25 protein-coding genes are annotated in these 23,350 nt (G+C 55.6%); 10 read left to right on the forward strand and 15 right to left on the reverse strand.

From position 1 onward, the window contains the following. Positions 1–31: 31 nt before the first annotated feature. Positions 32–373, forward strand: a complete 342-nt coding sequence (gene grxD / locus ACZYSM_RS11995) for a Grx4 family monothiol glutaredoxin (protein WP_150643657.1) — start codon at positions 32–34, stop codon at positions 371–373. Between the two features lie 219 nt (positions 374–592). On the opposite strand, the gene bfr is transcribed toward grxD, so the two are convergent. Then, positions 593–1,063: a bacterioferritin gene (gene bfr / locus ACZYSM_RS12000; RefSeq protein ID WP_489071700.1), complete on the reverse strand. Its 471-nt coding sequence runs from the start codon at positions 1,061–1,063 to the stop codon at positions 593–595. A 200-nt stretch (positions 1,064–1,263) separates the two neighbouring features. Then, positions 1,264–1,482 carry a bacterioferritin-associated ferredoxin gene (locus ACZYSM_RS12005; protein WP_489071701.1) on the reverse strand — a complete coding sequence of 73 codons (219 nt, stop codon included), beginning with the start codon at positions 1,480–1,482 and terminating at the stop codon, positions 1,264–1,266. 314 nt (positions 1,483–1,796) lie between these two features. Here ACZYSM_RS12005 and ACZYSM_RS12010 point away from each other — a divergent pair, with 314 nt between their 5' ends. Next, positions 1,797–2,399 carry a peroxiredoxin gene (locus tag ACZYSM_RS12010; RefSeq protein ID WP_489071702.1) on the forward strand — a complete coding sequence of 201 codons (603 nt, stop codon included), beginning with the start codon at positions 1,797–1,799 and terminating at the stop codon, positions 2,397–2,399. A 75-nt stretch (positions 2,400–2,474) separates the two neighbouring features. Here the strand turns inward: ACZYSM_RS12010 and rnt are convergent, their stop codons facing one another. Then, a complete protein-coding gene (gene rnt, locus ACZYSM_RS12015) occupies positions 2,475–3,152 on the reverse strand; it encodes a ribonuclease T (RefSeq protein ID WP_489071703.1) in 678 nt (225 codons plus the stop codon). Then, positions 3,149–4,195 carry a dihydroorotase gene (gene pyrC / locus ACZYSM_RS12020; RefSeq protein ID WP_489071704.1) on the reverse strand — a complete coding sequence of 349 codons (1,047 nt, stop codon included), beginning with the start codon at positions 4,193–4,195 and terminating at the stop codon, positions 3,149–3,151. The genes rnt and pyrC overlap by 4 nt, the downstream gene beginning before the upstream one ends. A gap of 172 nt (positions 4,196–4,367) precedes the next feature. Here pyrC and ACZYSM_RS12025 point away from each other — a divergent pair, with 172 nt between their 5' ends. After that, positions 4,368–5,276 carry a flagellar protein MotY gene (locus tag ACZYSM_RS12025; RefSeq protein ID WP_489071705.1) on the forward strand — a complete coding sequence of 303 codons (909 nt, stop codon included), beginning with the start codon at positions 4,368–4,370 and terminating at the stop codon, positions 5,274–5,276. A 129-nt stretch (positions 5,277–5,405) separates the two neighbouring features. Further along, positions 5,406–6,623 (forward strand): argininosuccinate synthase, encoded by a 1,218-nt coding sequence (locus ACZYSM_RS12030; protein WP_489071706.1) that lies wholly within the window; start codon positions 5,406–5,408, stop codon positions 6,621–6,623. A gap of 166 nt (positions 6,624–6,789) precedes the next feature. Here ACZYSM_RS12030 and ACZYSM_RS12035 read toward each other — a convergent pair whose 3' ends face one another. Beyond that, positions 6,790–7,548: a hypothetical protein gene (locus ACZYSM_RS12035; protein ID WP_489071707.1), complete on the reverse strand. Its 759-nt coding sequence runs from the start codon at positions 7,546–7,548 to the stop codon at positions 6,790–6,792. 768 nt (positions 7,549–8,316) lie between these two features. Here ACZYSM_RS12035 and ACZYSM_RS12040 point away from each other — a divergent pair. Further along, the gene (locus ACZYSM_RS12040; RefSeq protein ID WP_489071708.1) at positions 8,317–8,943 is read left to right on the forward strand and encodes a response regulator; all 627 of its coding nucleotides are present in this window, start codon (positions 8,317–8,319) and stop codon (positions 8,941–8,943) included. 255 nt (positions 8,944–9,198) lie between these two features. On the opposite strand, the gene ACZYSM_RS12045 is transcribed toward ACZYSM_RS12040, so the two are convergent. The 8 genes from ACZYSM_RS12045 to metG all read right to left on the reverse strand — a co-directional run bounded on the left by ACZYSM_RS12045 (position 9,199) and on the right by metG (position 16,296). Further along, on the reverse strand, positions 9,199–9,378 hold the full coding sequence (locus ACZYSM_RS12045) for a PA3496 family putative envelope integrity protein (protein ID WP_489071709.1): 180 nt from the start codon (positions 9,376–9,378) through the stop codon (positions 9,199–9,201). Between the two features lie 107 nt (positions 9,379–9,485). Further along, entirely contained in the window at positions 9,486–10,124 is a 639-nt protein-coding gene (gene nth, locus ACZYSM_RS12050) for an endonuclease III (RefSeq protein WP_489071710.1), read from the reverse strand. Positions 10,125–10,149: 25 nt separating this feature from the next. After that, positions 10,150–10,740 (reverse strand): Rnf-Nqr domain containing protein, encoded by a 591-nt coding sequence (locus ACZYSM_RS12055; RefSeq protein WP_489071711.1) that lies wholly within the window; start codon positions 10,738–10,740, stop codon positions 10,150–10,152. Then, entirely contained in the window at positions 10,733–11,344 is a 612-nt protein-coding gene (locus ACZYSM_RS12060) for an RnfABCDGE type electron transport complex subunit G (protein ID WP_489071712.1), read from the reverse strand. The genes ACZYSM_RS12055 and ACZYSM_RS12060 overlap by 8 nt, the downstream gene beginning before the upstream one ends. Then, a complete protein-coding gene (locus tag ACZYSM_RS12065) occupies positions 11,341–12,336 on the reverse strand; it encodes an RnfABCDGE type electron transport complex subunit D (protein WP_489071713.1) in 996 nt (331 codons plus the stop codon). The genes ACZYSM_RS12060 and ACZYSM_RS12065 overlap by 4 nt, the downstream gene beginning before the upstream one ends. Further along, positions 12,323–13,531, reverse strand: a complete 1,209-nt coding sequence (rsxB, locus tag ACZYSM_RS12070; protein ID WP_489071714.1) for an electron transport complex subunit RsxB — start codon at positions 13,529–13,531, stop codon at positions 12,323–12,325. The genes ACZYSM_RS12065 and rsxB overlap by 14 nt, the downstream gene beginning before the upstream one ends. Beyond that, positions 13,528–14,115, reverse strand: coding sequence for an electron transport complex protein RnfA (locus tag ACZYSM_RS12075; protein WP_489071715.1), 588 nt, complete (start codon positions 14,113–14,115; stop codon positions 13,528–13,530). The genes rsxB and ACZYSM_RS12075 overlap by 4 nt, the downstream gene beginning before the upstream one ends. A 135-nt stretch (positions 14,116–14,250) precedes the next feature. Next, the gene (gene metG, locus ACZYSM_RS12080) at positions 14,251–16,296 is read right to left on the reverse strand and encodes a methionine--tRNA ligase (RefSeq protein WP_489071716.1); all 2,046 of its coding nucleotides are present in this window, start codon (positions 16,294–16,296) and stop codon (positions 14,251–14,253) included. Positions 16,297–16,627: 331 nt separating this feature from the next. On the opposite strand from metG, the gene apbC reads away from it, so the two are divergent. After that, positions 16,628–17,722: an iron-sulfur cluster carrier protein ApbC gene (gene apbC, locus ACZYSM_RS12085; RefSeq protein ID WP_489071717.1), complete on the forward strand. Its 1,095-nt coding sequence runs from the start codon at positions 16,628–16,630 to the stop codon at positions 17,720–17,722. 145 nt (positions 17,723–17,867) lie between these two features. Here the strand turns inward: apbC and ACZYSM_RS12090 are convergent, their stop codons facing one another. Continuing rightward, positions 17,868–18,626 carry an SDR family oxidoreductase gene (locus tag ACZYSM_RS12090; protein ID WP_489071718.1) on the reverse strand — a complete coding sequence of 253 codons (759 nt, stop codon included), beginning with the start codon at positions 18,624–18,626 and terminating at the stop codon, positions 17,868–17,870. 164 nt (positions 18,627–18,790) lie between these two features. On the opposite strand from ACZYSM_RS12090, the gene ACZYSM_RS12095 reads away from it, so the two are divergent. From ACZYSM_RS12095 to groL, 4 genes are all read left to right on the forward strand, one after another. Beyond that, positions 18,791–19,522 carry a HugZ family pyridoxamine 5'-phosphate oxidase gene (locus tag ACZYSM_RS12095; RefSeq protein WP_489071719.1) on the forward strand — a complete coding sequence of 244 codons (732 nt, stop codon included), beginning with the start codon at positions 18,791–18,793 and terminating at the stop codon, positions 19,520–19,522. A gap of 65 nt (positions 19,523–19,587) precedes the next feature. After that, the gene (locus tag ACZYSM_RS12100; protein WP_489071720.1) at positions 19,588–20,061 is read left to right on the forward strand and encodes an FxsA family protein; all 474 of its coding nucleotides are present in this window, start codon (positions 19,588–19,590) and stop codon (positions 20,059–20,061) included. A gap of 255 nt (positions 20,062–20,316) precedes the next feature. After that, positions 20,317–20,610: a co-chaperone GroES gene (locus ACZYSM_RS12105; RefSeq protein WP_047532658.1), complete on the forward strand. Its 294-nt coding sequence runs from the start codon at positions 20,317–20,319 to the stop codon at positions 20,608–20,610. 48 nt (positions 20,611–20,658) lie between these two features. Further along, positions 20,659–22,302 (forward strand): chaperonin GroEL, encoded by a 1,644-nt coding sequence (gene groL, locus ACZYSM_RS12110; protein WP_489071721.1) that lies wholly within the window; start codon positions 20,659–20,661, stop codon positions 22,300–22,302. A gap of 161 nt (positions 22,303–22,463) precedes the next feature. Here groL and ACZYSM_RS12115 read toward each other — a convergent pair whose 3' ends face one another. Next, entirely contained in the window at positions 22,464–23,207 is a 744-nt protein-coding gene (locus ACZYSM_RS12115; protein ID WP_489071722.1) for a phosphatase PAP2 family protein, read from the reverse strand. Positions 23,208–23,350 lie beyond the last annotated feature (143 nt).

A 23,350-nucleotide genomic window follows, 5' to 3' on the forward strand; every position in this document is an offset into this window, starting at 1 on the left:
ACTGAGTCGGAAAGTTCAGCCGAGGTGCTTCATGGATATCATCGAAACTATTAAAGAGCAGATTGCCAACAACACCATTCTGCTTTACATGAAAGGCTCGCCGAATGCCCCACAGTGTGGCTTCTCCGCGAAAGCCGCTCAGGCCGTCATGGGCTGTGGTGAGAAGTTCGCTTACGTGGATATCCTGCAGAACCCGGAAATCCGCGCCAACCTGCCAAAGTACGCCAACTGGCCAACCTTCCCGCAATTGTGGGTGGGTGGTGAGCTGGTTGGTGGCAGTGACATCATGACTGAAATGGCCGCCGACGGTTCATTGCAGGCCACGATCAAAGCTGCTGTCGAAAAAGCCGCAGCGAACAAGACCGAAGCCTGATCGCTTGATTTGACGCAACCCTGTAATTGTAGGAGCGAGCTTGCTCGCGATAGCCGCGTAGCGGCGGTGTATCAGCCACACCGCGTTATCGTTCACGTTCATCGCGAGCAAGCTCGCTCCTACAGGTAGTGGATAATCACAGCGTTACATAGGCAATAAAAAGCCCCGCCTCTCGAAAGAGGGCGGGGCTTTTTATTACATCGAGATTACGGCGCCAGGTTATTCGCCCATCTGCGATTGCAGGTAGTTCTCAAGGCCAACTTTATCGATCAGGCCCAGTTGGGTTTCCAGCCAGTCGATATGTTCTTCTTCAGACTCAAGAATGTCTTCCAGCAACTCACGGCTGCCGAAATCGCCGGTCACTTCACAGTGAGCGATAGCGACTTTTAGATCGGCGTGGCCGGCTCTCTCGATGCGCAGGTCGCACTCAAGCATTTCCTTGGTGTGTTCACCGATATGCAGCTTGCCGAGGTCTTGTACGTTTGGCAGGCCTTCGAGGAACAGGATGCGCTTGATCAGCTTGTCCGCATGCTTCATCTCGTCGATGGATTCGTGATACTCGTGTTTGCCGAGTTTGTTCAGGCCCCAATCTTCATACATGCGCGCATGGAGGAAGTATTGATTGATCGCGACCAGCTCATTGGCAAGGATCTTGTTGAGATGCTGGATGACTGTAATGTCGCCTTTCATGATGGGAATCCTGCCCTGTATTAACTGTATATAAGGCCGAGTCTGAGCCGCGCCATTACAAGTGTCAAACCTAAGTTATTGAATAATATATGAAAATTAATCGGAATAAGAATGTTTGTGTTCCGCGTCTTGCCCCTAAGCGATTGAATTCTAGGCATAAAAAAACCGGACACTAAGTCCGGTTCTTTAAAACACGCTATTTAAGCGGCGGAAAATTCTACAGGGTAGGGGATCGCTGCCTGGCTGCTTTGCAGTTCGGTCAGGGTTTCGCGTACCACTTGCTTGGCAAGGCATGCGCATTTGCCGCATTGGCTGGCAACGCCGGTGGCTTGGCGCACCTCACGGTAGCTGCAGCAACCGTCAAAGATCGCATCGCGGATTTGCCCGTCAGTGACGCCTGTGCAGAGGCAGACATACATAAGTGAGAACCGTCGCTGGTTGTGGCTCAATTGCGATGGATCTTAATGTTAACGAGAATGATTGTCAAAGTGCTTTCTGAAAGCTTCGCGTCATAAGGGCATGTGGCTGACGAACGGTTTCCCCTTCACGCAATTCCTGAGGAAAATCTAGCGTGACCTTTTTCGGCCTCGAAAAAAACCGCTAAGGACAGGTCAAAAACGCGGTGTATGATGGTCGGCCCTTGCGAAGCGGGTTCGTGTCACAGGGCTGTCGCCTGAGGGTGGCAGGCTGGCGCGAACCCTGTTTTTCACGTTATTACACCAGGAGATATCCAATGAGCGTACTCGTAGGCAAACAAGCCCCTGACTTCACCGTACCGGCCGTACTCGGCAATGGCGAGATCGTAGACAGCTTCACTCTGTCCTCGGCCATCAAAGGCAAATACGGCCTGGTGTTCTTCTACCCACTGGACTTCACCTTTGTCTGCCCGTCCGAACTGATTGCTCTGGACCATCGCATTCCAGATTTCAAAGCGCGCAACGTTGAAGTAGTCGCTGTTTCCATCGACTCCCACTTCACCCACAACGCCTGGCGCAACACCCCGATCAATGCCGGCGGCATCGGTCAGGTTAAATACACCATGGCTGCGGACATCACCCACGAAATCTGCAAGGCCTACGACGTTGAGTCCGAAGGCGGCGTGGCTTTCCGTGGCGCATTCCTGATCGACGACAAAGGCGTAGTCCGTTCGCAAATCGTCAACGACCTGCCACTGGGCCGTAACATGGAAGAGCTGCTGCGTCTGGTCGATGCTCTGCAATTCCACGAAGAGCACGGCGAAGTTTGCCCTGCCAACTGGAAAAAAGGCGACAAAGGTATGACCGCTTCGCCAGAAGGCGTTGCTGCTTATCTGACCGAGAACGCCGGCAAGCTGTAAGCTGCGCGTCAGGTATAAAAAACCCGGCTGAGAGGCCGGGTTTTTTTATGGGTGCGATTTTTTCAGGCGACGTGATCAGTCGTTGAAGTCTTCCCAGCCACCCATTTGTTTCCAGCGATTGACGATGCCGCAGAACAGCTCGGCAGTCTTCTCGGTGTCGTAGCGCGCCGAATGGGCCTCACGACCGTCGAAGTCGATATCGGCAGTCTGGCAGGCCTTGGCCAGTACGGTTTGACCATACGCCAGGCCGGCCAACGTTGCAGTGTCGAAGCTGGAGAACGGATGAAACGGGTTACGTTTCATGTCCAGGCGCGCGACGGCAGCGTTGAGGAAGCCCAGATCGAAGCTGCTGTTATGCCCCACCAGAATCGCGCGTTTACAGCCGTTGGCCTTCAGGGCCTTGCGTACGCCACGGAAGATATCGGTCAGGGCAGTCTCTTCACTGACCGCCATGCGCAGCGGATGATCGAGCTTGATCCCGGTGAACTCCAGGGCTGCCGCTTCGACGTTCGCGCCTTCAAAAGGCTCAACCCGGAAGAAATAGGTGTGTTCAGGGAACACGAAGCCTTTTTCATCCATGCCGATGGTGACCGCTGCAATTTCCAGCAATGCATCGGTGGCACAGTTGAAACCACCGGTTTCAACATCGACGACTACCGGCAGGTAACCACGAAACCTGGCTGCCATCGGATGGCGTGAACCGCCACCACCGTTGTGGCCGTCTTGTTCGTCGTCGAAATGGTCTTCACTCACGAGTGTTTCTCCAGCAGACGCCAGCGCAGTTTTTCACCGGCGCGCAGCGGGATTACAGACAGCTCGCCGAAGGGCAGGCTGGAAGGGGCGGTCCATTCTTCTCGAACCAGGGTGATGCGATCGGTGTTGGCTGGCAGGCCATAGAAGCGCGGGCCGTGCAAACTGGCGAAGCCTTCGAGCTTGTCCAGCGCATTGCGCTGTTCGAAGGCTTCGGCGTACATCTCGATCGCAGCATAAGCGGTGTAGCAACCGGCACAGCCACACGCGGTTTCTTTGGCGTGTTGAGCGTGCGGGGCCGAATCGGTGCCGAGGAAAAACTTTTCGCTGCCACTGGTGGCGGCATCAAGCAGTGCTTCCTGGTGAGTATTACGCTTGAGGATCGGCAAGCAATAGAAGTGCGGGCGAATTCCGCCAACCAGCATGTGGTTGCGGTTGTACAGCAGGTGATGAGCGGTGATGGTTGCGCCAACGTTGGCCGAGGCCTCATTGACGAACTGCACGGCTTCACGGGTGGTGATGTGTTCGAACACCACTTTGAGCGTTGGGAAGTGTTCCACAACCCGACGCAAGTGTTCGTCAATGAACAGCTTCTCACGGTCGAAGACATCGACGTCGCCGCGAGTGACTTCACCGTGAATCAGCAGCGGCATCCCGACTTCGGCCATGGCCGCAAGTGCGGGGAAAATCTTGTCGATGCTGGTGACGCCAGAATCCGAGTTGGTGGTCGCACCGGCCGGATAGAGCTTGGCGGCGTGCACGTAGCCACTGGCCTTGGCCTCGCGAATCTCGGCAGGTTCAGTGCGATCAGTCAGGTAGAGCACCATCAGTGGTTCGAAACGGCTGCCGGCCGGTCGCGCAGCGAGAATGCGCTGGCGATAGGCGTCGGCTTCAGCGGCGTTGCGCACCGGTGGTACCAGGTTGGGCATGATGATGGCGCGGCCAAAAGTGCGCGCAACATCCGCGACAGTATTGGGCAGCACAGCACCATCGCGAAGATGTATATGCCAGTCGTCGGGACGCAGCAGGGTCAGGCGGTCGGACATTGGGGATTCCAGGCGGGTCAAACTGAGGGGAATGCTACCGGAAAAGACTCTCTCAGGCACTCGCTATCAAGTTTTGCAGCAAGCTTCCGATATCCCATAGGTGTGCTGTAAACAAGTGATATGCCGTAAACGTGTGTGTCGGTCTTTTGTGTAGAAGCCAGTGGAGCCTCCCGTGCGCCAGCGTTATTTAGCCTTGCTCAGTGTGTTTGCCAGCCTGCCCGCGATGGCTTTGACTTTCCAGACTCGTCTGGAGAGCATCGAGTGGACGGTCGAAGGCGACAAATTCGAGTGTCGTCTGGCCCAACCCATTACCGATTTTGGCTCGGGTGAGTTCGTTCGACGTGCGGGTGAGCAAGCGACGTTCCGCCTCAAGGCTTACAACTCAATGCTCGGTAGCGGCTCGGCGACCTTGTTGGCGGCCGCTGCGCCTTGGCAGCCGGGGCGTGGCGACATCAACCTGGGGGCGGTGAAAGCCGGTAGCGGTGATGTACTGTTTAACAGCTCGCAGGCGCAGGCCGGCCGACTGTTCAATGGCCTGTTGGACGGTCGCAGCCCGGTGGTCCGCCATTACTCTCGTGACGGTCGCGTTTCTGAAGTCCGTTTGTTGCCGGTCAAATTCAGTAAGGCCTACAGCGACTATCAAGCGTGCACCGCCAAGCTGTTGCCAATGAACTTCGAACAAGTGAAACAGGCCGAGGTCGGTTTTCCGGGTGGGGGTATCGACCTGGATGCGCAGGCCAAGGCCAGGTTGCAGGTCATGCTGGCGTTCCTCAAAGCGGATCCGACCGTCAATCACATCGAGCTCGACGGTCACTCGGATAACAGCGGCAATCGTCTGACCAATCGCGATCTGTCGCGGCGCAGAGCGTTGGCGGTAATGGATTTTTTCAAGGCCAATGGTGTTCAGGAGTCGCAGATTACCCTGCGTTTTCACGGTGAGCGCTATCCTCTGGCACCCAATACCAACTCCGCCAATCGAGCCAGGAATCGCCGGGTCAATGTTCAGCTTGAGCGTGTTGCACCCACCGAAAAGCCGGCCCCACAGGTCAGCTCCGCGAGCAACGCCGCAGCGACTTCCTAAAACGGCTGTAGTCGTCGCGCGTTCGACATAATCTGTCGCTTCGTCGTCATAAGCTGTCGCGCCTCTGTAAATTATCCTGTTTGAACGGTAGACTTGAAGGCTTTCCGTACAACCCGGTGGAGTGATGGCATGGCGGACATAAACAAGGTCGTTCTGGCGTATTCCGGCGGCCTGGACACTTCGGTGATCCTCAAGTGGCTGCAGGATACTTATAACTGTGAAGTGGTGACATTCACCGCTGACCTGGGTCAGGGCGAAGAAGTCGAACCTGCACGCGCCAAGGCGCAAGCCATGGGCGTAAAAGAGATCTACATCGACGATTTGCGCGAAGAATTCGTACGCGATTTCGTGTTTCCGATGTTCCGCGCCAACACCGTTTACGAAGGTGAGTACCTGCTGGGTACCTCCATCGCTCGTCCGTTGATCGCCAAGCGTTTGATCGAAATTGCCAACGAAACCGGTGCCGACGCCATTTCTCATGGTGCAACCGGCAAAGGTAACGACCAGGTTCGTTTTGAACTGGGCGCCTATGCGTTGAAGCCTGGGGTCAAAGTGATTGCCCCTTGGCGTGAATGGGACCTGCTCTCCCGTGAAAAGCTGATGGATTACGCTGAAAAGCACAACATCCCGATCGAACGTCACGGCAAGAAAAAATCCCCGTATTCGATGGATGCCAACCTGCTGCACATCTCCTATGAAGGCGGTGTGCTGGAAGACACCTGGACCGAGCACGAAGAAGACATGTGGCGCTGGACCAAGTCGCCAGAAGACGCTCCGAACGTTGCAACCTATCTTGAGCTGACCTATCGCAATGGCGATATCGTTGCTCTGGACGGTGTTGAAATGACTCCGGCCACCGTCTTGGCCACGCTGAACCGCATTGGCGGCGAAAACGGTATCGGCCGTCTGGATATCGTCGAGAACCGTTATGTTGGTATGAAGTCCCGCGGCTGCTACGAGACGCCGGGCGGCACCATCATGCTGCGTGCTCACCGTGCAATCGAGTCGATTACTCTGGACCGCGAAGTGGCTCACCTCAAAGATGAGCTGATGCCTAAATACGCCAGCCTGATCTACACCGGTTACTGGTGGAGCCCTGAGCGTCTGATGCTGCAACAGATGATCGATGCGTCTCAGGCGCACGTGAATGGTGTGGTTCGTCTGAAATTGTACAAGGGCAATGTCATTGTCACCGGCCGTAAGTCCGATGAGTCATTGTTCGATGCAAACATTGCGACTTTTGAAGAGGATGGCGGCGCTTACAATCAGGCGGATGCTGCAGGCTTCATCAAACTCAATGCGTTGCGTATGCGTATTGCCGCAAACAAAGGTCGGAAGTTGTTCTGATTGATTGAGTGCGAATAAAAAGATGGCCCTGTAATAAACAGGGCCATTTTTTTTCGTAATACATTTAGTTAAAGTCGCCTCGTTCAGTGTGAAGGCTTGAACGATGGTTAGTATGATTTTTCTCATCTGCTTTATGCTGGGTTCAGGTTGATTTGTCATCTATTTTCTATTGTTTCCAAGCTTGAACGTTTAGCGTCAAGGTAAGCGTGCTCAAGTTATAAATCATGTAGCAGGATTGCTTTTCCCTGTCTTTGTTTAGCTTTTTTAGTTCGCTTTGGTTTATAAGTTGAGCAGAATTCTGGTTGGTAAGAAAGATGACGAGGTCAAGGGTGCCTGGTTTTCTGCTTGTCTTCAGACCTGCCGCTGTGATTAGAGTCCCTACGTCTTTTTTTGTGTTGACCTGCCGAGTATCAATGATGTGCAGGCCGTGCAGTGCCTGGGGCAGATGCAAGGTGTGGTGTGCGAATAAATTGATATGGACGGGAGGTGGAGCTTGCCCATTGCGTGATGAGTAGCAGTATTTCTGCTGCCGGAATATAAAGCTCTGTGGCGAGCAGTTAAGCAGTCTTGCAGAGAGATGGACGTCTTCCTCACTGTCGGCTGTGTAGCTATGTTGTTTAAGAAGTATAGTGTTCGAAGGGGTGTCTTTAATTTTTTTCGGGCAAGCGGCATCATCGATGATTTTTATGAAGTGTTTTCCTTTTTTGAAATCGGAAGGCGCGTACAGTGATTTGTGGTTGAAGTTTAATGTAACAAAGAATAAAAATATCAGGCAGAACGGAAAGCCGATCAAGAACCAGACGTAAACATCTCGCTCATCGTCGTCTAGGAACGGAAGCGATACAGTTGCCGATGCTTCCGTTAGCGCCGCGAAGATTGCGATGATGGTCATTGGGTTGGTTGCTTTTTTTCTGTGTCTATTCATTTTTTTCTCACTTGAGAGTGTTGTGTTTTATAGTCTCGGATTCGCGCCGGTGAAGGTGCGAAAGGAAGAAATGGCTTGTTTAAGTGATGCTGTAATAAATTTTAAGATGCTTTAAGATTTCGTGTAAATAATGGATGCCGTTTAAATTCAGGCTGTGATGCTGTTTGCTCGTTATCGCTTCCCAGGATAAGTATTGATGTTGTGTGGGGTGATGGTTTTATTTCTATTACCGCTTTTAATGATTCTAGACTCGGATTGACAATGGGCAGATTTTTTTAATGGAGATGTAATAGGGCGAAAGTATGTGTCCGGTAGGCATGTTTAGTGCGGTGAGTGTTCTGTAGGTTGTAGGGTGCTCTTTCGGCTAGTCCGATTTGTATTGAGGGTATGATGCTGGCTATTGCGTTGAGTTGAGGTTGATTGTTTTATTCGTTTCTCCGTATCAATACGTTCTCTGAAGTGTTGGTGAGTGAATATCTTCAACGGTGATTTGCTACAAAATCAAACGACAGTTTAGCGGGAGCGATTCTGTAAGCTCCAATGGTAGACGGATGTGACACAGAAAATTCTCAATCGAGGGGAAGGTAGCAGGTCGATTAAACTTTAAGACATATCATTTTTAGTGTTTTTTTTGTAGGGGGAATCTGAATTGCTTGTAGGGATGGTCTCTCGTTGCTAGTCGCCGGGGCGGGGCACCATGCCAAGTGGGAAATGACTAGGCTATTGTGCTGACTCTGAAAATTCGAACAGCGAAAATTGGAATTACCCATGAATAAAGTGCTGATCGTGGATGATCATCCCGTCATTCGTCTTGCTGTACGTATGCTGATGGAACGTCATGACTATGAAGTCATAGCGGAGACGGATAATGGTGTCGATGCGTTGCAACTGGCCCGTGAATATATACCGGATATTGTTATTCTGGATATCGGGATCCCAAAACTTGGTGGTTTGGAAGTTATCGCGCGTCTGACGTCAATGGACATACCTGTCAAGGTGCTGGTGTTGACCTCTCAGGCACCAGGACATTTTTCCATGCGTTGTATGCAGGCCGGCGCCGCGGGGTATGTGTGCAAGCAACAAGATCTGACAGATCTGCTTAGCGCGATCAAGGCAGTGCTTACCGGTTACAGCTATTTCCCCAATCAGGCGTTGCACACTGTGCGTTCGAGTTTGGGGAATACCAGTGAAGCGGATATGGTGGATCGTCTTTCCGGTCGGGAAATGGCGGTGTTGCAGCAGCTTGCACAAGGAAAGACCAATAAGGAGATTGCCGATGGAATGTTTCTCAGCAACAAAACAGTGAGTACTTACAAGACGCGCTTGCTGTTAAAGCTCAATGCCCGCTCATTGGTTGATTTGATTGAGCTTGCACAACGCAATGGATTGGTTTGAACCTCAACACGGAAAAAAGTAAGGAGCGGTGTGGCAATGCCTGGCGGCATTGCGCCGTTGCTCGACCTTCAAACGGTTTGTCTGTGTCTACCTGAGTACTCGCAAAACGTGCTTTTCTCTTGGTGCCCTTGCAGATGCCACCTGTTTGCCGTGACCAGCTCTGCTCTATCAGCCGGCAGGACGTCTGTGCGAAAAAGCCAGTGCCAAGGTTCTGGTGCAACAAAAAAAGCCTCCGTTTCGGGAGGCTTTCAGGTGCTAAAGGTCAAAATCGTAATCGGCCAATTGCTTTTGCAGGCGGCGCTCTTCCAGAAGATTGTCAATGGTGCGGCGTTTGCTCAGATTGGTCTTCGCCACCTCCACCACAGGTTCTGCATCCTCTGACTCAACGGCGGTGAAGTCGTCTTCTACGTCCAGTTGCTCTTTAGTAGCGCTCATAAAGTTAACTCCAGGCTAAGACTGCCATTGGGGCTCCTTATAGCGATAATCCGGTGTCGGGTAAAAAAGATTTTTTCAATCGATCGATCATTAAACTCTATGGTTGCTCAATCGTCAGAGGTCTTGTGCTTGTATTCGCACAGGTCTTCGATCCGGCAGCTGCCGCAGCGTGGCTTGCGGGCCTGGCATACATAGCGTCCGTGGAGGATGAGCCAGTGGTGCGAGTCGAGCAGGAATTCCTTTGGCACGAACTTCATTAGTTGCTTTTCCACCTCAACGACATTTTTCCCCGGAGCCAGTCCCGTTCGGTTACTGACTCGGAAAATATGCGTGTCGACGGCCATGGTGAGTTGGCGAAAAGCGGTATTGAGCACCACGTTCGCGGTTTTCCGTCCCACACCCGGGAGTGCTTCAAGCTCTTCGCGTGTTTGCGGGACTTCACTGTTATGACGCTCTACCAGCAATCGACAGGTCTCGATCACGTTCTTCGCTTTGCTGTTGTACAGACCGATGGTCTTGATGTACTCCGACAGCCCTTCGACACCGAGGGCATAGATCGCCGCAGGTGTGTTGGCAACCGGGAATAGTTTTGCTGTGGCTTTGTTGACCCCAACGTCTGTCGCTTGGGCAGATAAAATAACTGCGATCAACAGTTCAAACGGCGAGGAATAGGCCAGCTCGGTTTTCGGTTCCGGATTGTCCTCGTGAAGCCGGCGGAATATTTCCAGACGTTTTGCGGCGTTCATGGGTAGAGCGTTTCCTTGAAGGCGGTCAGTGTGGTTTTGAAGAAGCGGCCCAAGCCTGTTTCGCGGCGATCAGCAGCCCTAGAAGAATAAACCCGCCTGGCGCCAGAGTGAGCAGACGTGGCCCCGTATCCTGAGCCCATAGCCAGAGCTGCCAGTGAGTATCGGTGGATCCGGCCAGCCACGACAGGTGGCTGCCCAGAGATCCCGATCCCAGGACTTCTCGCAGCGTGCCAAGCACAACCAGCAGCACGCCGAACAGGGCTGTCAGTTGCAGGCTGTCCGACATTGGTCGGTGTTCGAAAAAGCCGCTGAGCTCAAGCAGCACGCATTGAAGGGCAATCAGCCCAAGATAAATTCCCAGGCTTTGATGCAGTTCAAACGCCCGAACTTGCAAGGCCAGCTCTGCACAACTGACGATCGTTGCGGCCAGCAAAATGTTGGCCGTCAGGCGCAGGTTCGGGCTGAGCCAAGTCCGAATCACTTTCATGGCCATGCCATAGATTGCGATGATCAGAATGGACATCAGCCACAAACCGACGGCCTTGACCAAGGTGTCACTGACGCCAATCAGTGGTGCGAGCATCAGCGAATTGCGCAGTGTCGAGGCGTTATTCATGAGCAGGCTTTCCTGTGAGTTGCGCCTGATGCTCGTCGAAATAACGTAGCGCATCATGAATGGCGCTTATCACCGACCTTGAGGTAATCGTCGCTCCGGCGATTTGATCGAACTGGCCGCTATCTTTTTTAAGTGCCCAGCCCGCTTCGGGCGGGTCATTGCGTGATTTGCCGGAAAAGCTCTGCAGCCAAGGGTTCGGGGTTGCCGCAATTTTCCCTCCAAGCCCCGGGGTTTCTGACTGTTTGAGGGTTTTGACACCCAGCAGCTTGCCGTTTGCCCCGATCCCGATCAACAGCTCAATAGGACCTGCGTAGCCCACCGTTTGACTGTGCAGAATCACCGCGCTGGGTTGACTGGATTGAGTCGCCAGATACCCGCCAAGCAGTCGGCTACTGCCAAGCTCTACGTCCTTGAGCGACAGCGGCTGGTCCAGTGGCTGATTGTCGTAGCTGCCTGGGGGCAGCATTTCCAGCAGATTGCGGTTTTGTACCGCACGTCGTTCTGCCGCGATGTGCGGTGCGGCGACTTGTTGTACAAAGAATGTCGCGGTTCCACCCAGACCGGCTAATAACATCAGGATCAGTATGCCGACATTTCTGTTCATGGCGCAGACGGCTCTGGTTGGGGGGCGAAGAGGCGCTCCAGCGAGGGCACGGCCAGGTTCATCAACAGCACGGCAAACGCCACGCCGTCTGGATAACCGCCCCACGTACGTATGAGATAGGTCAGCAGACCAACGCCTATTCCGAAACACAGCCGGGCCTTTGGGCTTTTGGCGCCGGAGACCGGCTCGGTGACGATAAAGAAAGCGGCGAGCATGCTCGCGCCCGTCAACAGGTGGAACAGAGGAGAACCATGGGAGTCGGAGCCCGAGCCGTTCCAGCAAAGCAAACTGATGATAAACAGACTGGCAAGCATGCCGACCGGGGCGTGCCAACTGAATACCCGACGTTGTAGCAGGAAAGCGCCGCCGGCGAGGAACGCCAGATTGACCCACTCGGCGCCTTTACCCCCAAAGTGACCGAACGCAGGATTGCCGGCGAACAGTTCATCCATGGTCAGGCTTTTGTTGATCCGCACGCTGTCCAGGGCGGTGGCCTGGACCCAGGCATCAGGTGCCGAGGCGCTGAAGTTGAAGCCGAAAACCTGTTGCAAGCCACCCAGCAGATCCATGCCGTGGGAGGCCGGCCAGTGCGTCATTTGCTGTGGAAACGACACCAGGACCATTGCGTAGCCAAGCATCGCTGGATTGAACGGGTTTTTGCCGACACCACCATACAAGTGTTTTCCAAAAAACAGTGCGAACGCGGTGGCGCTCAGGGTCAACCACCATGGGCAATAGGGCGGTAATGCCAAGGCCAGCAATGTGGCACTGACGAGTGCGCTGCCATCGCTCAGAGAGGGCCTCAGAGGGCGCCTGCGCAAGCTGAGGACGGTGGCTTCAACGGCCAGGGCTGTGGAGCCGGCCAGCAGCAAGTTGATCAGTACGCCCCAGCCGTATAACCACAGCAAAACGAAAATCCCCGGCAGTGTTGCCAGCAACACCAGCTTCATTGCCTGCTGAAGGCGTCCGTCAACGGTTTCAAGAGGCGACATAAGCATTTACCTGACGCTCAGCTTCGCTCAGTCGGTTTCGAGCCTTGGTCATGACCTCTGCAGATGTATCGGGACGTCGTTCAAGCTTGCTGAGGTCCGCGCGAGCGTAGGCCAGCTCCGTTTTCAACTGCCGAAGCTGGCTGTCGATGGGCCGTTTCTCGACCCGAATCAGATCGGGAGCGGGTTGCTCACTGGCGGCCTCGGCGCGGTGCAAAGCCTGCTCAGCTTCAGCCAGAGCATTATCCAAAACTGCAATTTGCTCGCTCGATGCTTCGCTGTTTTGGGCTTTTTTCAGTTCGGCGCGGCGCATGGCCAGTTGGATTTTTGCGCGTTTTAGCTCGGCATCCTTGGCAGGAGCCGTTTCTGGCGCAGGTGCTGCGTTGTTTTCAAGCTGTGCCAATGCAAGTTCTGCGGCCTCGAACTGTCGTTGCAGAATGATCAGCTGTGACTGCTGTTCAAAGGTCGGCGGATGTCCGAAGGCTTTCAGCGACTTGTTCAGTTGTGCACGGCTCATGGCTAGATCGATCTTGGCCTTTTTCAAGGCTGCATCGGCAGCGTCGGCTTTCTGCGCCTGAACCCGGTCAATGGCGGCCTGAACCGGATTGACGGACACTTCGCTGTTCTGCGTGGGACGTTGGGCGCGCGCCAGACGCTCGGCCAGTTTTTGCTCTTCTTCGCGGCGCAGACGGGCATTTCGCTGTTCGAAACGGCTACGTGCGTGATTGCGCTTTTCGGTGCGGGCGCGTTGTTCTTCCGGGCTGAATGCCAGCCCTCCGACAATCGGCAGCACGGTGGCCAGCGGCAATGGATGCATTTCAATGCAATCCACCGGGCAGGGCGCCACGCAGAGGTCGCAACCGGTGCATTCGTCGATGATCACCGTATGCATCAGCTTGGCTGCACCGACAATCGCGTCCACCGGGCAGGCCTGAATGCATTTGGTGCAGCCGATGCATTCTGCTTCACGAATAAAGGCGATTTGCGCAGGGGCCGAACCACGTTCCGTGTCCAGTTCCAGCACAGGTATTTTGAGAAGGTCGGCCAGCGCCGAAATAGTTTCTGCGCCTCCAGGTGGGCATTTGTTGATCGCCTCACCGTTGGCAATGCCTTCAGCGTAGGGTTTGCATCCTGGATGGCCACATTTTCCGCATTGGGTCTGCGGCAACAGGGCGTCGATGCGTTGAATCAGACTCATGTTTTGATCAGTCCGGTGAAGCCTAGAAATGCCACTGCCATCAGCCCGGCGCTGATCAGTTCGATCGGCAAGCCGCGAAAGGGTAGAGGGACATCATTATTGAGGGTTCGTTGACGCAAATCGCTGAACAGGCTCAACACCAGCCAGAAGCCCAGGCCTGCGCCGAGGCTCAGCGAGGTCGTATAGCCCAGACCTTTGTCTCCCTGCGTGCTGAGTAGGGCCAGGCCCAAGACGCCAGCATTGCCCGCCAACAGAGGCCTGAGACCGCTGAACGGCAGCTGTGGAAACCCGCTTGAAAGCAGGCTCAGGATTGGCCTGATCAGCAGCACGCTGAGGGGCAAGAAGACGAACAAACGCAACGAAGTCAACGCCAGCGGAGCCAGCAGGTAATGGTAGAGCGTGTAACCCAGGACACAGCTGATCAGCATCAGGCAGGTTGTTGCGATACCCAAGGCATGCACTTGCCGACGCTCGGCACCCGATTCGCGAGCCGTCTGTAGCAGCGGATCGACGCCCAACGGCCATTGCAATACAAAATTGTTGATCAGGGCAGCGCTGATAAGCGTGAGGAGAATGTCGGTCATGATCGTGCCGGGTTGAGCGAACAGGTCTGTAGCCTAAAGATTAGGCCTTATCCGGCAAGGAGAAAGGGCCCACCGGATATGAAAATCCCCCCACCACTAAACTACATGGCGGGGGGATCAATCCAGCGCTGAGTCTTACTTGATCCGCTGGCCTGGCTTGGCGCCGCTGTCCGGGCTGAGCAGGTAGATTTCTTCACCGCCGGGACCCGCTGCCATCACCATGCCTTCGGAGATCCCGAAGCGCATTTTGCGTGGTTTGAGGTTGGCGATCATCATGGTCAGACGACCTTCCAGCTCGGCCGGGTTCGGGTAGGCGCTCTTGATGCCGGAGAATACGTTGCGCTGCTCGTCACCGATATCCAGGGTCAGGCGCAGCAGTTTGTCCGCACCGTCCACGGCTTCGGCCTTGAGGATCAACGCTACTCGCAAGTCGACGGCGGCAAAGGCATCGAAATCGATCTCGGCCGACAGCGGGTCCTTGAGCAATTCGCCATTACCTTGTGCCGCGCCGGTATCGGTCTGGCTGGCGGTCAGGTCTTCTTTCGAGGCGTCGGTCATGGCTTGTACTTTTACTGGATCGATGCGGGTCATCAGTGGTTTGAATTCGTTCAGCTGATGGTTGCTGAGCAAGGTCGCGTGGTCGTTCCAGGTCAACGGCGCGACATTGAGGAACGCCTCGGCGTCAGCGGTCAGCAATGGCAGCACCGGCTTGAGGAAAATCACCAGTTGGCGGAACAGGTTGATGCCCAGGGCGCAGATAGCTTGAACTTCGTCCTGTTTACCTTCCTGTTTGGCCAGCGACCACGGTGCCTTGTCGGCGATCCAGGCATTGGCGCGGTCGGCCAGCCCCATGATCTCGCGCATGGCGCGGGCAAAGTCGCGAGCCTCGTAGGCTTCGGCAATGCTTGGCGCGGCAGCAAGGAAGGCGTCGGTCAGTTCTGGCGCGGCGTTGCCGGCCACCAGCACGCCGGCGTTGCCTTTATGAATGAAGCCGGCGCAACGGCTGGCAATGTTGACCACTTTGCCGACCAGATCCGAGTTGACCTTCTGCACGAAGTCTTCGAGGTTCAGGTCCAGGTCGTCGACGCCACGGCCGAGCTTGGCTGCGTAGTAGTAGCGCAGGTATTCCGGTGACAGGTGATCGAGGTAGGTTCGGGCCTTGACGAAGGTGCCGCGGGATTTGGACATCTTCTGGCCGTTGACGGTCAGGTAGCCGTGCACATTGATCGCGGTCGGCTTGCGGTAACCCGCACCTTCGAGCATTGCTGGCCAGAACAGCGCGTGGAAGTTGACGATGTCCTTGCCGATGAAGTGGTACAGCTCAGCGGTGGAATCCTTGGCCCAGAATGCGTCGAAATCCAGCTCCGGACGACGGGCACAGAGGTTCTTGAAGCTCGCCATGTAGCCGATTGGCGCGTCCAGCCACACGTAGAAATACTTGCCCGGCTCGCCGGGAATTTCGAAGCCAAAGTACGGCGCATCGCGGGAGATGTCCCACTGTTGCAGGCCGGCGTCCAGCCATTCGGCGATCTTGTTCGCCACGGCGTCTTGCAGGGTGCCGCTGCGGGTCCAGCTCTGCAGCATTTCCTGGAAGTCCGGCAGCTTGAAGAAGAAGTGTTGTGAATCCTTGAGCACCGGCGTGGCGCCGGAGATCGCCGATTTCGGATCTTTAAGGTCGGTTGGCGCATAGGTCGCGCCACATTTTTCGCAATTGTCGCCGTATTGGTCTTCGGTGCCGCATTTCGGGCAGGTGCCCTTGATGAAGCGGTCGGCCAGGAACATTTTCTTTTCCGGATCGAAATACTGAGTGATCGAGCGAGTGGCGATGTGCCCGGCGTCGCGCAGCTTCAGGTAGATCTGGCTCGACAGCTCACGGTTTTCTTCGGCGTGGGTCGAGTGGAAATTATCGAAGTCCACCAGGAACTCGGCAAAGTCGGCGCTATGTTCAGCCTGGACGTTGGCGATCAGTTGTTCCGGGGTGATGCCTTCCTTTTCCGCGCGCAACATGATCGCCGAGCCGTGGGCGTCGTCCGCGCAGACATAGATACATTGATTGCCGCGATGCTTCTGGAAGCGCACCCACATATCGGTCTGGATGTACTCAAGCATATGGCCAAGGTGGATTGAACCATTGGCATAGGGCAGGGCGCTGGTGACGAGGATCTTGCGTGGCTCGGACATGGGGCTCGGCTACTTGATGAAACGGAGGTCGGCCACTATAAAGCGCCAGCGCATATTTTTCACCCCGCTGCTGCGTTTTCCACCGCACCCGTAGCCGCTGGCGCAGCCTGCGTTCGAGCGCGAAGCGGTCGTAATCCGGCTGACGCGGTCTATCTGACAAACCGTGGCGACAGGGTTTACGACTGCTGCGCAGCCGAACGCAGGCTGCGCCAGCTGCTACAGGTCCGTGATTGGCCATTCGAACTTTGTCACATCCTGAAAGCATGCCGTGCGCCGTCCAGAACAGGTAGGATACCCCCTGATTTTCTCAGTCCTGCTATCGGAGTTGCCCATGAGCGCAGTCAATCGCGCAGCGGTGGAAGCCGTCCTTCGCCAATACACCGACCCTTATCTGAACCAGGATCCGGTCAGCGCCGGTTGTGTGCGCGCTATCGACATCCAGGGTGATCGCGTCACTGTTCAGCTTGAACTGGGCTATGCCGCCGGGTTGTTCAAGAGCGGTTGGGCGCAGCTGTTGCAGCTGGCCATCGAAGGTCTGGATGGCGTGATGACGGCCCGGGTCGAAATCACCAGCGTGATTGCCGCGCACAAGGCTCAGGCGCAGATTCCGGGTCTGGCCAACGTGAAAAACGTGGTGGCAGTGGCTTCCGGCAAGGGCGGTGTGGGTAAGTCCACCACCGCGGCCAACCTGGCGCTGGCACTGGCGCGCGAAGGCGCGAAGGTCGGGATTCTCGACGCAGACATCTACGGCCCGAGCCAGGGCATCATGTTCGGTATCCCGGAAGGCACCCGACCGAAGGTCAAGGATCAGAAGTGGTTCGTGCCGATCGAGTCCCACGGCGTCGAGGTCATGTCCATGGCCTTCCTGACTGACGACAACACACCTATGGTCTGGCGTGGCCCGATGGTTTCGGGTGCGTTGTTGCAGCTGGTTACTCAAACCGCTTGGGGTGATCTTGATTACCTGGTTATCGACATGCCGCCAGGCACCGGTGACATCCAGCTGACGCTGGCACAAAAAGTTCCGGTGGCGGGTGCGGTGATCGTCACGACACCGCAGGATCTGGCACTGCTGGATGCGCGTAAGGGCGTGGAGATGTTCCGCAAGGTCAACATTCCGGTGCTCGGCGTCGTGGAAAACATGGCCGTGCACATCTGCTCCAATTGCGGTCATGCCGAGCACTTGTTCGGTGAAGGCGGTGGCGAGAAACTGGCCACGCAATACGGTGTCGAGCTGCTGGCTTCGCTGCCGTTGTCGATAGTGATCCGCGAGCAGGCCGACGGTGGCAAGCCGACGGTCATTGCCGAGCCGGACAGCCAGATCGCCATGGTGTATCAGGAACTGGCTCGTCATGTCGGTGCGCGGATCGTTCTGCAGGAAGCCGCAACGCCAGCGATGCCGAACATCACCATCAGCGACGATTGATGTCTATCAGATAACACTGATAACTGTGGGAGCGAGCCTGCTCCGGGCGGCGTTCCGACGATAGCGATCTGACAGTCACCATCCTGGCTGAATGTCAGGCCCTCATCGCGAGCAGGCTCGCTCCCACATTGGTTTTAGGTGGGCTTTAGATGCGCAAACCGCCGTCCATTTCCAGAATCCGGCCGGTGTAATAGTCGTTCTCGAAGATGTAGGCCGCCGAGTGGGCAATCTCTTCAGGTTTGCCCATGCGCTTGAGCGGAATACCCGACGTCATTTTCTCCAGCGCTTCAGGCTTCATGCTCAGGGTCATTTCGGTTTCGATAAAGCCCGGCGCGATGCCCGCAACGCGGATTCCGTAGCGTGCCAGTTCCTTGGCCCACGTCACGGTGGCGGCAGCGACACCGGCCTTGGCGGCCGAATAGTTGGTCTGGCCAACGTTACCGGCACGGGAAATCGACGAGATATTGATGATTGCACCCTGATTCTCCAGCTCAATCATCTTCGCCGCCACTTCGCGGGTGCACAGGAATACCCCGGTCAGGTTGACGTCGATCACCGCTTGCCATTGGGCCAGGCTCATCTTGGTCATTTCACCGTCTTTGACCTTGATCAGCAGGCCATCGCGCAGGATTCCGGCATTGTTGACCAAGCCGTGAATCGCGCCGAAATCTTCGGCGACCTGAGCGACCATGTGGGTCACTTGTTCTTCATTGGCGACGTTGCACAGATAAGCACGGGCTTCGACACCGGCGGCGGTGCAGGCAGCCACGGTCAGATCGAGCTTTTCCTGGTTCAGGTCGACCAGGGCTAGCTTCGCGCCCTTGGCTGCGAAATACTCGGCCATGGAACGACCTAAACCCTGGCAACCGCCCGTGATAATGATTACTTTGTCAGTGAGTTGCATTCGCATGCCCCGGTAGCAGGTCAGAGTGGTTTCCTTTTATAGGGCCTCTCTTGCGTGCCTGATGTGGCTTGGCTGCATATGAGAACTACCCCCCGATGGCGTTGCTGGAACATCGGTCCAGGCGCCCGTCCGTTTTCGACGGATTCTATATAAGGAGTCATAAATTGAGCGTTGAAGCCGCTAAGCATGCCCGAGAACTGCTGCTCAAGGAATACCGCGGAGTGTTGTCGACGCACTCCAAGGCGATGCCCGGTTTTCCTTTTGGTTCGGTGGTTCCTTACTGCCTGGACGAGCAGGGGCGGCCGCTGATCCTGATCAGCCGGATTGCCCAGCACACCCACAACTTGCTCAAAGATGCCAAATGCTCACTGCTGGTGGGCGAGCGTGAAGCCGAAGATGTACAAGCCGTCGGCCGCCTGACCTATCTGGCCGAGGCGGAAAAACTCAGCGAACCCGAGGCTATTGAGGCTGCCGCCGAGCGCTATTACCGCTATTTCCCGGAGTCGCAGAACTACCACAAAGCCCATGACTTCGACTTTTGGGTGCTCAAACCGGTCCGCCATCGCTACATCGGTGGCTTCGGCGCGATTCACTGGGTCGATCAGCTAACGCTGGCCAACCCATTTGCTGGCAAGGCGGAGGTGAGCATGGTCGAACACATGAACAGCGACCACGCCAAGGCCATTGCCCATTACGTTGAGTTGGCCGGATTGCCGAAAACCGTACCGGCGCAACTGGCCGGGATCGACACCGAAGGCATGCACTTGCGCATCGGTCAGGGGCTGTACTGGTTGCCCTTCCAAGAGCCTTGTAATACGCCGACACAAGTACGCGAAGCCTTGGTTTTCCTGGCTCACGCCGAACATTGGCCAAAAAATGAAGGTGCCGATGCTTGAATTCACGAAATGGCGACGTCATCTAATGTGAACTGGAAGGCACTCTTCCTTTGAGGAACCATTTGATGCGCCCATTTTTGTTGCTCTTTCTGCTGTTCCCGGTGCTAGAGCTGTTTGTGTTTGTCAAAGTCAGCTCCGCCATCGGCTTTTTCCCAGCGTTGCTGTTGATCATTCTCGGCTCGATGCTTGGTGTTCTGGTGCTGCGCGTCGCTGGTTTGGCCACGGCCCTACGGGCACGTGAAAGCCTGAATCGCGGCGAGTTGCCGGCTCAGCAAATGCTTGAAGGCCTGATGATGGCCCTGGGTGGCGGTCTGTTGATCTTGCCGGGCTTCATCAGCGACGTAGTTGGCTTGATTATGTTGCTACCGATCACTCGCCGGCTGCTGGCCAACAAGATGCGTCAACGTGCCGAGGAGCAGGCGATTCGTCAGCGTGCTTTTGCCGAGGATATGCAGGCTCGCGGCGGTCCGACCCCGCAGCAGCCCCTTGGGCGCCAGCCGAACGTGATCGAGGGTGAGTTCGAGCATCGCGATTCGTAATCAGCTTTGGTTATCGACATGGCACCTTCGGGTGCCATGTTTGTTTTCCAGGCAGACGCCGAACGTAAAAAAATTCGCTCATCAGCCCTTGTAATAAGCTTATGCGCCCTTATGTAACGGTCACCGCAAGGTTTTGGTGGTGACACCAGACAGACTTCCGCGGTTCGCTTTGCGAGCCGCAACCGGCAATGCCGGATTTGCTAACCCGCCGGGACTACACCGGCCGATGAAAACCACAATTAGGAGAGATCGACAATGAAGCTTCGTCCTCTGCATGACCGCGTCGTAATCCGTCGCAGCGAAGAAGAAAAGAAAACCGCTGGCGGTATCGTTCTGCCGGGTTCGGCTGCCGAAAAAGCCAACAGCGGTGAAATCCTTGCTGTAGGCACCGGCCGCGTTCTGGACAACGGTGAAGTGCGTGCACTGGCCGTGAAAGTGGGTGACAAGGTTGTGTTCGGCCCTTACTCCGGCAGCAACACTGTGAAAGTAGACGGCGAAGACCTGCTGGTAATGAGCGAGAACGAAATCCTCGCTGTTATCGAAGGCTGATTCCCGCTCAATTTCCCGCTACTACAAAGTATTTAAGGAATATCGATCATGGCTGCTAAAGAAGTTAAATTCGGCGATTCCGCCCGTAAGAAAATGCTCGCCGGTGTCAACGTCCTGGCTGACGCAGTAAAAGCGACCCTGGGGCCTAAAGGCCGTAACGTGATCATCGAGAAGAGCTTCGGCGCTCCGACCATCACCAAGGACGGCGTTTCCGTCGCTAAAGAAATCGAGCTGAAAGATCGCTTCGAAAACATGGGCGCGCAGCTGGTCAAAGACGTTGCCTCCCGTGCTAACGATGACGCAGGCGACGGCACCACCACCGCTACCGTTCTGGCTCAATCGATCGTCAACGAAGGCCTGAAAGCCGTCGCTGCCGGCATGAACCCGATGGACCTGAAACGCGGCATCGACAAAGCGACTATCGCTATTGTCAAAGAGCTGAAAGCCCTGTCCAAGCCTTGCGCTGACACCAAGGCAATCGCTCAGGTCGGCACCATCTCTGCCAACTCCGACAACTCCATCGGCGACATCATTGCCGAAGCCATGGAAAAAGTCGGTAAAGAAGGCGTGATCACCGTTGAAGAAGGCTCGGGCCTGGAAAACGAACTGTCGGTTGTTGAAGGCATGCAGTTCGACCGTGGTTACCTGTCCCCGTACTTCATCAACAAACCAGACACCATGGTTGCTGAGCTGGACGGTCCGCTGATCCTGTTGGTCGACAAAAAGATCTCCAACATCCGCGAAATGCTGCCAGTACTGGAAGCTGTTGCCAAAGCTGGCCGTCCACTGCTGATCGTTGCCGAAGACGTTGAAGGCGAAGCCTTGGCGACTCTGGTTGTGAACAACATGCGCGGCATCGTTAAAGTTGCTGCCGTTAAAGCCCCAGGCTTTGGCGACCGTCGCAAGGCCATGCTGCAGGACATCGCTGTTCTGACTGGCGGTACCGTTATCTCCGAAGAGATCGGTCTGAGCCTGGAAAGCACTACCCTGGAACACCTGGGTAATGCCAAGCGCGTAATCCTGTCCAAAGAAAACACCACCATCATTGACGGTGCCGGCGTTGAAGCTGATATCCAGGCTCGCGTTCTGCAGATCCGTCAGCAAGTGGCTGATACTTCTTCGGACTACGACCGTGAAAAACTGCAAGAGCGTCTGGCCAAGCTGTCCGGCGGCGTTGCAGTGATCAAGGTTGGCGCTGGTTCCGAAGTTGAAATGAAAGAGAAGAAAGCCCGCGTTGAAGACGCCCTGCACGCTACTCGTGCAGCCGTTGAAGAAGGCGTGGTACCTGGCGGTGGCGTAGCGCTGATTCGCGCTCTGCAAGCCATCAGCGACCTGAAAGGCGACAACGCTGATCAGAACGTCGGTATTGCTGTACTGCGTCGTGCTATCGAATCGCCACTGCGTCAGATCGTTGCCAACTCCGGCGACGAGCCAAGCGTAGTTGTCGACAAGGTCAAGCAAGGTTCGGGTAACTTCGGTTACAACGCAGCCACTGGCGAATACGGCGACATGATCGAAATGGGCATCCTCGACCCTACTAAAGTGACTCGCTCTGCTCTGCAGGCTGCGGCGTCCATTGGTGGCTTGATGCTGACCACCGAAGCCATGATCGCTGATGCTCCAGATGACAAACCAGCTGGTGGCGGTATGCCAGACATGGGCGGTATGGGTGGCATGGGCGGCATGATGTAAGCCAGCCTTACCCCTACAAAAAAAGCCCCGCCTGCGTTAAGCAGGCGGGGCTTTTTCATGTCCGGGATTTGTGTAAGCCCCAAAGATCGCAGGCTACACCCGCTATCTCGATGGGGGACGCGATCGGTGTAGGAGCCTGCGATCTTTTGATCTTAAAGCAGTCAGGCGCTGACAGGTTCTACCTTAACTGGCCGTTCAGCCTTGGGCGTCGGCCGATACAGGACGTAGTAATACGACCCCAGACAAATCAACCAGCAGAAAATCGCCGTCCATACATTGTGGGAAAAGAAGTGCGCGCCCTGAATCATCCGGCCGATGGAGAACACCGTACCCAGGCTGAACGCAAAGATCAGGGCGTTGCGAGCCATTCGCGGACGACGGTCACGCAGTACAAAGAACAGCGCAAACAGCGTGAAACCCGTAGCCGCATGTCCACCGGGCCAGCAGCGGCCGGGTTTATCGGTCTGTGGGCGCGGGCTGAGCAGCTCGCTGTAGGTTTCCTTGCCACCGAATTCCTTGAGACTCCAAGGGCATTGCACGGCAGTCACTGCTTTGACCGGGGTGACGAAGGATGTGGCCAGGGCCAGAGACAGCACCAGGCAGCCCAGTTCTCGTTTGATTGGTTTGAGCCGCGGCACAAAAAAAGCGTCGATGAACCCGAGAATAGCCAACACCGAGAAAGCAATGACCACCTGTTTGGCCCGGACATGCAGGATATCTTCCAGAAAGTAACTTTGCTTGCCGATGAAATCGCCTGCGACCGGGTCATAAAACAGTTTCGCAAGGTCCATGTCCAAAGACGTCAATTCCAGCAAGAGCAATATGATTGCCGCAATGGCGGGCACACCCAGGCATACCCAGAAATTGAGCGGGCGGGAGACTGGGCGGACAACGGTTGATGACATGGTGGATCCTGAGCTGATAGAAAAAAGCCCCTGGCAGACGAGCCAGGGGCATTTCGGTTAGCGTTCGCTGATCTGGTCGGAGCCCTCTTTGGGTGGTTTCCAGCCGAACAGCTGTTGCTTGAAGCCATAACTGGCGATTTGGT

This window comes from Pseudomonas sp. F220 (assembly GCF_057813935.1).

Coding starts and splice junctions, on each gene's coding strand:
- ACZYSM_RS12075 (WP_489071715.1), bottom strand. CDS start 14,115: ATGACCGACATTCTCCTCACGCTTATCAGCGCTGCCCTGATCAACAAT.
- ACZYSM_RS12035 (WP_489071707.1), bottom strand. CDS start 7,548: ATGAATAGACACAGAAAAAAAGCAACCAACCCAATGACCATCATCGCA.
- ACZYSM_RS12065 (WP_489071713.1), bottom strand. CDS start 12,336: ATGTCGCCTCTTGAAACCGTTGACGGACGCCTTCAGCAGGCAATGAAG.
- ACZYSM_RS12090 (WP_489071718.1), bottom strand. CDS start 18,626: ATGCAACTCACTGACAAAGTAATCATTATCACGGGCGGTTGCCAGGGT.
- grxD (WP_150643657.1), top strand. CDS start 32: ATGGATATCATCGAAACTATTAAAGAGCAGATTGCCAACAACACCATT.
- rsxB (WP_489071714.1), bottom strand. CDS start 13,531: ATGAGTCTGATTCAACGCATCGACGCCCTGTTGCCGCAGACCCAATGC.
- ACZYSM_RS12115 (WP_489071722.1), bottom strand. CDS start 23,207: ATGTCATCAACCGTTGTCCGCCCAGTCTCCCGCCCGCTCAATTTCTGG.
- ACZYSM_RS12100 (WP_489071720.1), top strand. CDS start 19,588: ATGCGCCCATTTTTGTTGCTCTTTCTGCTGTTCCCGGTGCTAGAGCTG.
- ACZYSM_RS12030 (WP_489071706.1), top strand. CDS start 5,406: ATGGCGGACATAAACAAGGTCGTTCTGGCGTATTCCGGCGGCCTGGAC.
- ACZYSM_RS12005 (WP_489071701.1), bottom strand. CDS start 1,482: ATGTATGTCTGCCTCTGCACAGGCGTCACTGACGGGCAAATCCGCGAT.
- nth (WP_489071710.1), bottom strand. CDS start 10,124: ATGAACGCCGCAAAACGTCTGGAAATATTCCGCCGGCTTCACGAGGAC.
- metG (WP_489071716.1), bottom strand. CDS start 16,296: ATGTCCGAGCCACGCAAGATCCTCGTCACCAGCGCCCTGCCCTATGCC.
- ACZYSM_RS12010 (WP_489071702.1), top strand. CDS start 1,797: ATGAGCGTACTCGTAGGCAAACAAGCCCCTGACTTCACCGTACCGGCC.
- ACZYSM_RS12105 (WP_047532658.1), top strand. CDS start 20,317: ATGAAGCTTCGTCCTCTGCATGACCGCGTCGTAATCCGTCGCAGCGAA.
- bfr (WP_489071700.1), bottom strand. CDS start 1,063: ATGAAAGGCGACATTACAGTCATCCAGCATCTCAACAAGATCCTTGCC.
- ACZYSM_RS12060 (WP_489071712.1), bottom strand. CDS start 11,344: ATGAACAGAAATGTCGGCATACTGATCCTGATGTTATTAGCCGGTCTG.
- pyrC (WP_489071704.1), bottom strand. CDS start 4,195: ATGTCCGACCGCCTGACCCTGCTGCGTCCCGACGACTGGCATATACAT.
- ACZYSM_RS12055 (WP_489071711.1), bottom strand. CDS start 10,740: ATGAATAACGCCTCGACACTGCGCAATTCGCTGATGCTCGCACCACTG.
- ACZYSM_RS12045 (WP_489071709.1), bottom strand. CDS start 9,378: ATGAGCGCTACTAAAGAGCAACTGGACGTAGAAGACGACTTCACCGCC.
- groL (WP_489071721.1), top strand. CDS start 20,659: ATGGCTGCTAAAGAAGTTAAATTCGGCGATTCCGCCCGTAAGAAAATG.
- ACZYSM_RS12040 (WP_489071708.1), top strand. CDS start 8,317: ATGAATAAAGTGCTGATCGTGGATGATCATCCCGTCATTCGTCTTGCT.
- apbC (WP_489071717.1), top strand. CDS start 16,628: ATGAGCGCAGTCAATCGCGCAGCGGTGGAAGCCGTCCTTCGCCAATAC.